Here is an 11,787-nt window from a genome sequence, read left to right as displayed (position 1 = left end):
CGCCAGGTCCCGGCGCGATCGCATCATCCGACTAGGACGCGAGCGACTCCGCGGCCTTCGGCGCCGGCTCGAGCGCCTGCTCCAGCACCTCGGCGACGGTCATCACCGGGTGGAACGTCATCGCCTCGCGCACGTCGTCCGGGACGTCGTCCAGGTCGCCGCGGTTGCGCTCGGGGAGGATCACGTCGGTCAGGCCCGCGGCGTGCGCCGCGAGCACCTTCTGCTTGAGCCCGCCGATCGGGAGCACGCGGCCCTGCAGCGTGACCTCGCCGGTCATGCCGACCGTGTGCTTGACCGGGCGGCCGGTCAGCAGCGACGCCAGCGCCGTCGTCATCGTGATGCCGGCGCTCGGGCCGTCCTTCGGGATCGCTCCCGCGGGGATGTGCACGTGGAACTCGCGCTCCTCGAAGATCCCGGGGTCGATCCCGAGCTCCTCGGCGTGGGCCCGGACGAACGTCAGCGCGATCCGCGCCGACTCCTTCATCACGTCGCCGAGCTGGCCCGTGAGCTGCAGGCCGGGCTTGGACGACTTGGTGGCGTTGGCCTCGATGAACAGGACGTCGCCGCCGGTGCCGGTGACCGCCAGGCCGGTCGCGACGCCCGGGACCGCCGTGCGCTGCGCCGCCTCGTGGAACACCTTCTGGCGCCCGAGGGCGTCGCGCACCGCATCGAGGTCGATGACCAGGCCCCCACCCGCCCCGATCGACTCGTCGGCAGCGATTCGGACCGCCGCCTTGCGCAGCACCTTCCCGAGCTCGCGCTCGAGCTGGCGCACGCCCGCCTCGCGGGTGTACTCGGAGATCACCGTGCGCAGGATCCCGTCGTCGACGACGACCTCGTCTTCGCGCAGCCCGTTGCGCTCACGCTGACGCGGGAACAGGTAGTCGCGGCCGATGGCGACCTTCTCGTCGACGGTGTAGCCGTCGAAGCGGATGACCTCCATGCGGTCCAGCAGCGGGCCGGGGATCGTCTCGGCCTGGTTCGCGGTCGCGATGAACACGACCTCGGACAGGTCGAGCTCGACGTCGAGGTAGTGGTCGCGGAACGTCGAGTTCTGCGCCGGGTCCAACACCTCCAACAACGCCGCCGACGGGTCGCCGCGCCAGTCGGCGCCGACCTTGTCGACCTCGTCGAGCAGGATCACCGGGTTCATGGTCCCGGCGTCGCGCAGCGCGCGCACGAGGCGGCCCGGGAGCGCGCCGATGTACGTGCGGCGGTGGCCGCGGATCTCGGCCTCGTCGCGGACGCCGCCGAGCGACATGCGCACGAACTCACGGCCCATGGCGCGGGCGATCGACTCGCCGATCGACGTCTTGCCGGTGCCGGGCGGGCCGATGAGCGTCAGGATCGCGCCGCTGCGCTTGTCGGCCGCGATGCCGCGCTCCTCGCGCAGCTTCTTGACGGCGACGTACTCGACGATGCGGTCCTTGACGTCGGACAGGCCGGCGTGGTCGGCGTCCAGCACCTCACGGGTGTGGACGGGGTCGAGCTGGTCCTCGGAGCGCTCGCTCCACGGCACGGAGACGAGCCAGTCGAGGTAGGTCCGGATCGTCTGGGCCTCGCCGGACTGCTCGCCTGAGCGCTCCAGGCGCTGCAGCTCGCGCTCGGCCTGCTCGCGGACCTCGTCGGGCATGCCGGCGGCCTCGATCTTGGCCCGGTAGTCCTCGCCGACCGTGGCGTCGTCCTCGCCGAGCTCGCGACGGATCGACTCCATCTGCTTGCGCAGGACGTACTCGCGCTGCTGCTTGGCGGCGCCTTCCTCGACGTCCTCGCGGATGCGCTTGCGCACCTGCAGCTCGGCGAGCCGCTCGCGCTGACGGGTGAGGGCGAGCTCCAGGCGGGCCGCCACGTCGACGGTCTCCAGCAGCTCGACCTTCTGCTCGAAGGTCAGGTCGGGGGCGTAGCCGGACGTGTCGGCCAGCGGGCCCGGCTCGGTGATGGCGCGCACCCAGGAGGCGATGCGGCCGTCGTCGCCGCGCAGCTCGAGGATCTCCTCGACGGTGGCTCGGTACTCACGCTCGAGCTCGCGCGTGCGGCCGTCGACGGGCACGTCGTCGACGCGCTCCTCGACCTCGACGCGCAGGCGCCCGGCGTGATCGGTGTGGGCGGCGCCGGCAACGCCGCGGGCGATGCCCTCGAGCATCGCGCCATGCCCGCCGCCGGGAAGGCGGACGCGCTGCGCGACGGTCGCGATGGTGCCGACTGATGCGTACTCGCCCTCGTGGCGGGGGACGAGCAGGACGCGGTCCTCACCGGCGGTGTCCACCGGCAGGGTGACGTCCATCGTGGGGAAGACGACGGTGTCGTCGAGCGGGATGAGAAGGAGGGAAGACACTGAGGATCCTTTGGTCCGCGAATCGTTGCTTCTGCAACGGTCCAGAGGATCTTAGCGCGGCCGACTCAGATGTCTTAAACCTGCTGCGTGAGGGTCTTCTCGGCCTGCCGCTCGGGCGTGATCCGGACGACGTTCCAGACCAGGCCGAGGCGCTCCAGCGCCCAGATGACGCCGGCCGAGGGGTCCATCGCGCGCTCCCAGCGCTTGAGGCCGTGCTGCGCGGAGCGCGGGAACGTGTGGTGGTTGTGGTGCCAGGCCTCGCCGAAGGAGGGCAGCGCCAGCCAGAAGACGTTGGTCGAGTGGTCGTCGACGTCGAAGCGCCGCGTCCCGACGAAGTGGCAGATCGAGTTGATCGACCACGTCACGTGGTGCAGCAGGAAGATCCGGACCAGGCCGCCCCACAGCAGCCCGGTGGCCGCGCCCTTCCACGAGCCGCCGCTGAGCGCGAAGCCGCCGGCGGCCGGGATCGCCAGCGACAGGAGCACGAGCCAGTGGAAGTTGTCGCTGATGCGCCGCATCCCGCGGTCCTCGACGAGGTCCTTGGCGTACTGCGCGCGGGCCGCGCCGCCCTCCTCGGTGAGGATCCAGCCGACGTGGGCGTGGAAGAGGCCCTTGAGCGTGCCCTTCACGCCGCCGCCCGCGAACCCGGCGTGCGGCGAGTGCGGGTCGCCCTCCTCGTCGGTGTGCGCGTGATGCTTGCGGTGGTCCGACACCCATTGGATCACCGAACCCTGCACGGCCAGCGAGCCGAGGACCGCGAAGGTGCGCTCCACGGCCTTCGAGGTCTGGAACGAGCGGTGCGTGAGCATCCGGTGGAAGCCGACCGTGATGCCGAGGCCGGTCAACACGTAGAGGATCGCCAGCAGCAGGAGGTCGTTCCAGCCGACGACCTTGTTCCACAGCAGGACGATCGCGGCGAAGAAGGCGAGCAGCGGGATGATGACCGCCGCCAGGTTGGTGTTGCGCTGAGCCCTGGACATGCGAGCTGAAGGTTAATGCTCAAGGGTGGCGCTTGTTGCCCGCTGAGAGACAACCAGGTGCGCCATATCTGTAGCCTCGACACAAATGGACGAGCGCCTGCCCTCAGAGCTCGCGGACGCGCTGCGCCCCGGGCTGCCGCGGCTGGCCGACGAGATCATCGGCGCGATCGGCCGCGAGGTCGCGGAGTACCGCCGCCCGCTGGAGGGGCCGTTCGGGCAGGGCCTGCGCTTCGGCGTCGAGCGCGCGCTCGGGCGCTTCGTCGAGGCGCTCGTCGACCCGGCGCACGCCGACGACAGCGCGACGCGCGCGGTCTACGTCGAGCTGGGGCGCGGCGAGATGCGCGCCGGACGGTCGCTCGACGCCCTGCTCTCCGCCTACCGCCTGGGCGCGCGGATCGCGTGGGAGCGGTGCGTCGCCGCGGGCCAGGCCGCGGGCTTCCCGCCCGAGATCCTGTACTCGCTGGCCTCGGCGATCTTCTCCTACATCGACCGGATCTCGGCCGAGTCGGTCGAGGGCTACGCGGCCGAGCAGTCGGCCACGCTGGCCGAGCGCCAGCGCCGCCGCCGCGCGCTGGTCCGGATGCTCGCGCAGCCCGACGCGGGGCCCGAGGCCGTGCGCGACCTCGCGCAGCTCGCGGTCTGGGCGCGGCCGGCGACGGTCGCGGGGCTCGTCACCCGGACCGAGGACGCCGACCGGCTCGCGTCGCGGTTGGGGGGCGAGACGATCGCGGCCGCCGAGCAGGAGCTGGCGCTCGCGTTCGTCCCCGACGCCGACGCGCCCGGCCGCCACGCGGAGCTGACGGCGGCGCTCGACGGCGCGCCGGCGGCGCTGGGGCCGACCGTCGCGCTCGAGCTCGCGGCGCAGTCGCTGCTGCGCGCGCAGGCCGCGTTCGGGCTGGTCGAGAGCGGGGTCCTGCCGCCGTCCAGCCCGCTGGTCACCGACGAGCACCTGCCCGACCTGCTGCTGCACGGCGACGGCGCGCTGGCCGCCGACCTCGCGGCGCGGGCGCTGGCGCCGTTGGACGACGTCCGCGACTCCACGCGCGCGCGGCTGCTCGAGACGCTGCGCGCGTGGCTCGACGAGCCCGGCCAGGTCACGCGCGTCGCCGAGCGCCTGCACGTGCACCCGCAGACCGTGCGCTACCGGATGGCGCAGCTGCGCGACCTGTTCGGCGCGCGGCTGGACGACCCGGACGCGCGCTTCGAGCTGGCGCTCGCGCTGCGCGCGACGGCCGAGCTGGCCGAGGCGCCTGCGCTCTAGGAGTCGCGGCGCGCGACGTCGACCACGAACGTGGTCACCGTGCCGCGCGTCACGACGCCGATGCCGACGTCGCGGTACTTCGCGCTGAGCAGCAGGCGGCGCGGCTGCGGGTCGGCGAGCCACGCCTTGACGCGCGCGGTGGGGGTGGCGAGCTCGTCGGTCGAGCGGCCGAGCGCCTCGCCGGCGCTGAACGTCCCGCGGCCGTAGCCGGCCTTGGCGACGCGATCGAGCGGGCTGGAGCCGCCGGAGCCCGTGTGCGTCAGCGGCTTGGCCGGGTCCAGCGTGGCGGCGAAGCGCTGGGCGGCGACGCGCAGCCTGGCGTCGCGCCGGAGGGCGGGCGCGCCGCGGCCGGCGCGCGCGGCGTCGATGAGGCAGGCGATCGCCGCGCGGGTCTGCGCGACGTTGGCCGGCGTCGCGACGGCGTCTGCGCCGGCGCAGGAAGCCGGCGGCGCCGCGGCGCTCGCGACCGGGGCGCCGGTGGCGCACGCCCCCGCAGCGATGGCAATCATGATGACGACGGACCCACGCAAGCGCCAGAGTCTGGCACGGAGCCGGCTGGGGGAGCCTCACCGTTCGAGGGGGTCGCTCAACGCGGGTGCGCCAGCGGCCGGTCCGGCGGCGGACGCGTGCGCGCGGTGCTAGCCCTGGAGGGGGCCGTCGAGGCGCGCGCGGAGCATCGCGATCTCGGTGACGACGGCGCCCATGTAGGCGGAGCGGTAGGTGGCGATCTCGTCGTCGAGGTCGGCCATGTAGGCCCGATCGTGGTCCAACCCGGCCTCGTGGGCCAGCACGCGCTCCTCGCCGAGCAGCAGCAGGTGCTGTCGGACTTCGGTGGCGTACATGGTCTGGAGGTCGGTGGGCATGATCGCTGCTGCGGTTGGGGGTCCTACCCGTCAACGGGGTTCTGCACTACGGGTTACGCTCATCCAACCGAATTGGATGTTCCCTTTCGCGGGTGTGGGCTCGTGTCCTGCGCTGTGGCTAGCCGTACACCCGGACGGGGGGTCCTACGTACGTCGCTCCGCCGGGCGCCGTCCAGCGAACGCGCCAGGTCCGGCCCGAACGCCAGGGCAGGCGCGCCGTCCAGACGCCGACGCCGTCGGTCGGGCGGGTGGTCACGGCGGTCGAGTGGGCGCTGGACTTGTCTCGGACGAGGACCTCCACGTGGGTTGCGCCGGCCATGCTCGCCGGTCGCACGAGCCCCCACAAGAGCGCGGTGCTGCCAGTCCGGCGAACCGTCAGCGGGAGGCGGAACTCGTCGAGGCTCGGCTTCGCCCGGCCGGCCGCGGTGACGAGGCCGGACTGGAAGCCGCTGAGCGCCGCGTCGTCGTTCAGCAGGTACTGCGACATCGCCGCGACGCGCGGGTCGGCGCGCAGGATGCGCTCGGAGATCGAGCGGTACTCGGCCTGCTGGGCGAGCGGGACGCCGAGCGTCGTGTCGGGCGTGGACTGGACGCCGAACTCGGTGACCCAGACCTTGGTCGCGGGGCGGCCGACCTTGGTGAGCGCGGACTCCAGGCGGCGCATGACCCCGACCGTCACGTTGTCCTTGTCGGGCGGGACGTAGAACGGGCCGCGGCGGTTGGCGTAGGGGTGGTGGGCCCAGCCGTCGATCCGCAGGCGCGCGCTGGGTGGGTGGGCCGGCGTCAACACGCCGCGCAGGAACTGGAGCGGCGGGACGCTGCGCTTGCGGTCGCCGCCGGGCGCGGTCTCGCCACCCAACATGGTGTCCTTGGCCTGGCCGGCGGCCTCGAGGCCGCGGACGCCCGCGAGATGCAGCGCGCGGTACAGCGACGGGGCGGTGGGCTTGCCGTGGACGTACTGCGGCAGCAGGAAGCGCGGGTGGTTGGGCTCGTTCCACATGCCCCAAGCGTCGACGGCGGCGCCGAGGCGCCGGCCGGCCGCGGTCGCGAACGCGCCGAACTCCAGAGCGCTCGGGCGCGTGACCTGGTCGCGGTGGGCCGCCGTCGCCCACTTCGGGACGGGCGCGCTGAACGTGACGAGGATCCGCCAGCCGCGCGCGTGGGCGGCGTCGACGAGGCGGCCGTAGCCGCCCCAGTCATAGGCATTGGGATCGGCCGCGTCGAACGCCGGCTTCGTGGCGGACGTGGCCGCCGGCGCGACCGCGGCCCACGGCAGCGACAGCCGCAGCGCGCGGACGCCGAGCGAGTCGAGCCGCTCGAGCGTCGCCTCGCGCGTCGAGTCGTCGACCGCCGCACGACCGGCATCGAAGTACATCGGCGCACGGGCCGAGGCCCGCGCGGTCGCCGCGGCGGTGAGCAGGAGCAGGGCAGCGACGATCGCCGCCCGCAGGGGAGCGTTGAGAGCAGACATGGGAGAGGAGTGGACGGCGGCCGGGGCGACTTCATCGGGAGGACTCATCACACCCCGGCCGCTGTCACTGAGAGAACGGCCACCGGACCTCGGAAGTTGCGCGCCTTCGGATCACGCGCCGACGCCGGAGCACCACCCGCCTCCGCCGCCGCGTCGGCCGCACCGCGCCGCGCCTTCGCATCACGCGCACCGGCGTCACCGCGCCGCAGTCACCGCGCCGCAGTCGCTGCGCCGCGTCGACAGCCCGCGCGCCGCCCACGCGCCGGGCTCGAGGTCGCTGCGCGCATCGTCGCCCTCGCCGCCTCCCCCGCCCCGCCCCACATGCCAAGATGAAGCACATGGTCACCTGTCACCTGCGCTACGAGATCGATCCGGGCAAGTTGGAGGACTTCGAGCGGTTCGGGCGGGCGTGGATCGCGCTCGTCAACCGGTCTGGCGGGACGCATCACGGGTACTTCCTGCCGTCGGAGGGTGCCAGCGACATCGCGTACGCGCTGTTCAGCTTCCCCAGCCTCGCCGCCTACGAGGAGTACCGCACCAAGTTCGGCGTCGACCCGGACTTCGTCGCCGCCGACGAGATCCGTGAGCGGTCGGGCTGCGTGCGCCGCTACGAGCGCACGTTCCTGCGACCGGTGCTGGACGCCTAGGACTGCTGCTCGGCGTCGCGCGGCGACACCGACGGCTCCTTGAGCATCCCGTGCGGTGGGCGGTCGCCCGGTGCGGCGCCGCGTTCGAAGCCGGCGGCTCTGTAGGCGTCGCCCTCGTCGAGGGTCTCGCGCTCGAGCAGCTGCTTCGCCAGGCCGTCCAGGCGCCAGCGGTTCTCGCGCAGCTGGGAGACGGCGCGGTCGTAGCACTCGTCGACGATGCGGCGGACCTCGCGGTCGATCAGCTCGCGCGTCGCCTCGGAGTTGCCGTCGGACTGGCCGGGGTACTGCTCGTCGGCGATCACGGTCACGAGGCCGATCTCGTCCGACATGCCCCAGCGGCCGACCATCGAGCGGGCGATCTGGGTGACCTGCTGGAGGTCGGACTCGGCGCCGGTGGTGACCGACCCGTACACGATCTCCTCGGCGGCGCGGCCGCCCAGCGCGCCGGTGATGCGGCCGAGCAGGTAGGCGGTGTCGTAGCCGTAGCGGTCGCTCTCGGGCGACTGGAACGTCACGCCGAGCGCGCGCCCGCGCGGGACGATCGAGACCTTGCGGACCGGGTCGGCGCCCGGCTCGAGCATGCCGAGGACCGCGTGGCCGCCCTCGTGGTACGCCGTCCGCTCGCGCTCCTCGCGCGACAGCGTGATGCGCCGCTCGGTGCCGAGCACGATCTTCTCGAAGGCGTTGTAGAAGTCGGCCGAGTGCACTTCGGCGGCGCCGCGCTTGGCGGCGAGCAGCGCGGCCTCGTTGACGAGGTTGCGCAGGTCGGCGCCGACCATGCCCGGCGTCGTCGCGGCGAGCGCCTTGAGGTCGACGTCGTCGGCCAGCGGCACCGACCGCGTGTGGACCTGCAGGATCTTCTCGCGCCCGTCGACGTCGGGCGGGTTGACGGTCACGCGCCGGTCGAAGCGCCCGGGGCGCAGCAGCGCGGAGTCCAGGACGTCGGGCCGGTTGGTCGAGGCGAGCACGATGACGCCCTCGGAGCCCGTGAACCCGTCCATCTCGGTCAGGATCTGGTTGAGCGTCTGCTCGCGCTCGTCGTGGCCGCCGAGCGAGGCGCCGCCGCCGCGCTGGCGCCCGATCGCGTCGAGCTCGTCGATGAAGATGATCGACGGCGCCGCGGCCTTGGCCTGCGTGAAGAGGTCGCGCACGCGCGACGCGCCCACGCCGACGACCATCTCGATGAACTCGCTCGCGCTGATCGAGAAGAACGGGACGTCGGCCTCGCCCGCCACCGCGCGCGCCAGCAGCGTCTTGCCCGTGCCGGGCTGGCCGGACAGCAGGACGCCCTTGGGGATCATCGCCCCGAGCGAGCGGTACTTGTCCGGGTTCTTGAGGAAGTCGACGACCTCCTCGAGCTCGTCCTCGGCCTCGTCGATGCCGGCGACGTCGGCGAACGTCGTCCGCGCGCCCTTGTCCGGCTCGTAGCGCTTGGCGCGCGAGCGGCCCAGGCCGCCGAGCCCGCCGGCGCCCGCCCCGCCGGCGCGCCGCGCGGCGAAGACGAAGATGCCGACCAGCAGCAGCGTCGGCCCGAAGAACAGCAGGACGTCGGCCCAGAGCGAGCGGCCGTTGTCGAGCGGCTTGGCGTTGACCGTCACGCCCTTGGTGCGCAGCTCGGACAGCAGCTCGTCGTTGGACGGCGCGAACGCCGGCCGGAAGGTCTTGAACTTGGTCTCCGGGTCCTTCTTGGAGTCCTGCGGGTCGACCTTCTGCTTGAAGACGCCCTGGATGTCGTCGCCCTTGGACGTGACCTCCTTGACGTTGTTCTTGTCGACCTCGGCCAGGAACTGCGTGTACGGGACCGAGATGCGGCCCGGGTCGCTGGGCACGAACGACGCGAACAGGAAGTTCAGCGCGAGGATCGCCGCGACGAAGTACAGGAAGCGCCGGCCTCCGGGAGGGCGCGGCATCCCCATCGGGCCCTTCGACTTCTGCTCGGGCGCGCCCTCGACCCGCCACGGCGTCGGTTGGCGCTCGTCCCTGCGGCGTGGGGCTTCGGACTCGGATGGCATGCGCGTTGGCTGCGCAGTGTACGAACCATGACGGCGCCGTTCGCCGTGTACCCGCCGGCCAGGCCGCGAGCGGTCGGTCCCGAACGATTATGTCGCCCCGCACGCGGCGTCTGGATGTGCTTGTCTACCGGGCTGTACACCAGCCGAGTCCCGGTGGCGCAAGTCGCCGGGAGCGGGGGACCCAAGGGGTCTGGAGCGATCCGGACCCAGGGGCGAATCGGGGCCAATGCGGCCCTGTAGCGCAGCTCTTCCAGCGCGAGCCCGACAGCTAACCCCGTAGGCGTGAAGAGCAAAAGGAACCTTCGTGATCTACGACTTCGAACGCGCCTGCCAGGCGTCCCTGGAGCGCTCGCGTGCGCGCCGGACCGCCATGGCGACGCGACTCGCGGACCTGCGCCGCGTACGACGCAGACGAGGCCGGCGCAGCGGGATGTCGATCGTGGCGCTGACCGCCGCGCTCGCGCTCGGGGCACCGCTGGCGCTCGGCCAGACGACCGCCCAAGCGCCCGCGCCCGCGACGCTGAGCGCCGGCGCGACCGGCGCCGCGGTCAGCGCGCTGCAGGCCGCCCTGGGCGTCAAGCAGACCGGGACCTTCACCGCCGCGACCAAGCGCGCCGTGCGCTCGTTCCAGCGCCAGCACGGGCTGACGGTGGACGGGATCGTCGGGCCGCAGACCGCCGCGGCGCTGGGGCTCCCGTCGGCCGTCGCCAAGACGAGCGACGCCACCGGCGCGACCAGCGCGGACGCCTCCGCCGGCACCACCGCCGCGCCGTCCGGCGACGCCTCCGCCACGCTGGCCCGGATCGCCCAGTGCGAGTCGGGCGGCGATCCGACGGCGATCAGCGCCGACGGCCAGTACCGCGGCAAGTACCAGTTCACCCGCTCGACGTGGGCGCAGATGGGCGGCAGCGGCGACCCCGCCGACGCACCGGAGGCCGAGCAGGACCAGCGCGCCGCGACGCTGCTGGCCCAACAGGGCACGACGCCCTGGCCGGTCTGCGGTAAGTCCTCCTAGGAGGCGCGTCACCGAGCTCGGCAAGGGAGCCGATCCGGGCCACCATGCGGACACAGCGCGCACCGCGCGGACGACACGCGCGGTGCGTCCGTGGCGCGAGCGTCGCCGTCGTGCGACGCTTCCGCCACGTGTCCGCCCCGGATCAGCTCTCGCTCACGCTCGGCCCGACCTACGCGGTCGAGGTCCAGGACCGCTTCACGCCCGGCTTGACCGGGCGCAGCGACCGGTTCTACATCTCGCCGCCGCAGACCCGCGACGCGGCGCTCACGCTGGCGGCGATGCTGCTCGACGCGGCGGGCGACCCCGACGGCGACGGACCGTGGCGGCGCGCCCTGGCCGGCGGCCGCCGGACCGTCCAGTTGCACCTGCTCGACGAGACGCGCGTGGGCTGAGGACGTCGCGGGCACGTGGCCGCTCAAGTCGGTACGAGGTGGTGCCGACTACCTGGGAGAGCACGCAACACATCCTCCTCTCGCTCGTGTTTGACCTTCCTCACCCGGAGCCCCCTGTGCCAGCAGGGGGCTTCGGGCGTTAAGACGGCCCGACGAGCCGCGCGAGCACCTTGCCATCCACGTCGCCGCGTCCTGCCCGGGCGGGGCGGCGGCCACGCGCCGTGTCGCATACTGAGCCCATCCTCCAGCGGCTTCCCCTCATCGCCGGCGCGTTCGGCTGCGCCCTCCTGCTCGCGTCCTGCGGCGGCGGCGACAGCACCTCGAACGCGTCCGTCGGTGCCGTCCACCTCGCGATCACCGCGCCCGGCGACCTCGCCGGCGTGCGCGACGGGCAGGTCCAGGTCCGCGGCACGGTCCGGCCGTCGGACGCCACCGTCACCGTCCGCGGCAAGCAGGCCAGCGTCAGCTCCGGCCAGTGGACCGCGCAGGTGAGCCTGGAGCCCGGCGTCAACGTCGTCGACGTCCTCGCCTCCGCCGGCCGCGCCCGCCCCGCGCTGACCGCCGTCCGGGTGCGCCGGCTGATCGACGTCGAGGTCCCCGACGTCACCGGCCTGTCGGCCGACGACGCCCGCCAGGACCTCGAGGACGCCCACCTCACGGCCAGGCTGCAGACCGACAACGGCGGCTTCTTCGACGACCTCCTGGGCGGCGACCCGAAGGTCTGCCAGACCAGCCCGGAGGCCGGCGCCACCGTCGACCCCGGCACGACCGTCGTCGTGCAGCTGGCGCGCCGCTGCTAGACGGAGCCTGC

Annotated in this window: 11 protein-coding genes and 1 riboswitch; of the genes, 5 read left to right on the top strand and 6 right to left on the bottom strand. The window is 73.3% G+C overall.

The window, feature by feature from the left end:
• Positions 1 to 31: 31 nt before the first annotated feature.
• Together lon and DSM104299_RS26545 are read right to left on the bottom strand one after the other, a co-directional pair.
• Positions 32 to 2,335, bottom strand: a complete 2,304-nt coding sequence (gene lon, locus DSM104299_RS26550; RefSeq protein ID WP_272474685.1) for an endopeptidase La — start codon at positions 2,333 to 2,335, stop codon at positions 32 to 34.
• A 74-nt stretch (positions 2,336 to 2,409) separates the two neighbouring features.
• Positions 2,410 to 3,315 (bottom strand): acyl-CoA desaturase, encoded by a 906-nt coding sequence (locus DSM104299_RS26545; RefSeq protein ID WP_272474684.1) that lies wholly within the window; start codon positions 3,313 to 3,315, stop codon positions 2,410 to 2,412.
• A gap of 85 nt (positions 3,316 to 3,400) precedes the next feature.
• Here DSM104299_RS26545 and DSM104299_RS26540 point away from each other — a divergent pair, with 85 nt between their 5' ends.
• Positions 3,401 to 4,576, top strand: a complete 1,176-nt coding sequence (locus DSM104299_RS26540) for a helix-turn-helix domain-containing protein (protein ID WP_272474683.1) — start codon at positions 3,401 to 3,403, stop codon at positions 4,574 to 4,576.
• Here DSM104299_RS26540 and DSM104299_RS26535 read toward each other — a convergent pair.
• The 3 genes from DSM104299_RS26535 to DSM104299_RS26525 all read right to left on the bottom strand — a co-directional run bounded on the left by DSM104299_RS26535 (position 4,573) and on the right by DSM104299_RS26525 (position 6,910).
• Positions 4,573 to 5,085 (bottom strand): CAP domain-containing protein, encoded by a 513-nt coding sequence (locus tag DSM104299_RS26535; protein WP_272474682.1) that lies wholly within the window; start codon positions 5,083 to 5,085, stop codon positions 4,573 to 4,575. The two genes, DSM104299_RS26540 and DSM104299_RS26535, sit on opposite strands and share 4 nt — an antisense overlap.
• 129 nt (positions 5,086 to 5,214) lie before the next feature.
• Positions 5,215 to 5,439 carry a hypothetical protein gene (locus DSM104299_RS26530; RefSeq protein ID WP_272474681.1) on the bottom strand — a complete coding sequence of 75 codons (225 nt, stop codon included), beginning with the start codon at positions 5,437 to 5,439 and terminating at the stop codon, positions 5,215 to 5,217.
• A gap of 118 nt (positions 5,440 to 5,557) precedes the next feature.
• Positions 5,558 to 6,910: a hypothetical protein gene (locus tag DSM104299_RS26525; protein ID WP_272474680.1), complete on the bottom strand. Its 1,353-nt coding sequence runs from the start codon at positions 6,908 to 6,910 to the stop codon at positions 5,558 to 5,560.
• A 338-nt stretch (positions 6,911 to 7,248) separates the two neighbouring features.
• Between DSM104299_RS26525 and DSM104299_RS26520 the strand changes: the two genes are divergently transcribed.
• Entirely contained in the window at positions 7,249 to 7,557 is a 309-nt protein-coding gene (locus DSM104299_RS26520; protein ID WP_272474679.1) for an NIPSNAP family protein, read from the top strand.
• Here DSM104299_RS26520 and ftsH read toward each other — a convergent pair.
• A complete protein-coding gene (gene ftsH / locus DSM104299_RS26515; RefSeq protein ID WP_272474678.1) occupies positions 7,554 to 9,467 on the bottom strand; it encodes an ATP-dependent zinc metalloprotease FtsH in 1,914 nt (637 codons plus the stop codon). The two genes, DSM104299_RS26520 and ftsH, sit on opposite strands and share 4 nt — an antisense overlap.
• Before the next feature lie 233 nt (positions 9,468 to 9,700).
• Positions 9,701 to 9,866: riboswitch (cyclic di-AMP (ydaO/yuaA leader) on the top strand.
• A gap of 133 nt (positions 9,867 to 9,999) precedes the next feature.
• Here ftsH and DSM104299_RS26510 point away from each other — a divergent pair.
• The 3 genes from DSM104299_RS26510 to DSM104299_RS26500 all read left to right on the top strand — a co-directional run bounded on the left by DSM104299_RS26510 (position 10,000) and on the right by DSM104299_RS26500 (position 11,776).
• Positions 10,000 to 10,584, top strand: a complete 585-nt coding sequence (locus DSM104299_RS26510; RefSeq protein WP_272474677.1) for a transglycosylase family protein — start codon at positions 10,000 to 10,002, stop codon at positions 10,582 to 10,584.
• 128 nt (positions 10,585 to 10,712) lie between these two features.
• Entirely contained in the window at positions 10,713 to 10,976 is a 264-nt protein-coding gene (locus tag DSM104299_RS26505; RefSeq protein ID WP_272474676.1) for a hypothetical protein, read from the top strand.
• Between the two features lie 221 nt (positions 10,977 to 11,197).
• A complete protein-coding gene (locus DSM104299_RS26500) occupies positions 11,198 to 11,776 on the top strand; it encodes a PASTA domain-containing protein (RefSeq protein ID WP_272474675.1) in 579 nt (192 codons plus the stop codon).
• Positions 11,777 to 11,787 lie beyond the last annotated feature (11 nt).

Origin of the sequence: Baekduia alba, from assembly GCF_028416635.1 — a bacterium.
GTDB lineage: Bacteria > Actinomycetota > Thermoleophilia > Solirubrobacterales > Solirubrobacteraceae > Baekduia > Baekduia alba.
Note: the sequence above shows the minus strand (reverse complement) of the source record. Positions and strands in the feature narration are given on the sequence as shown.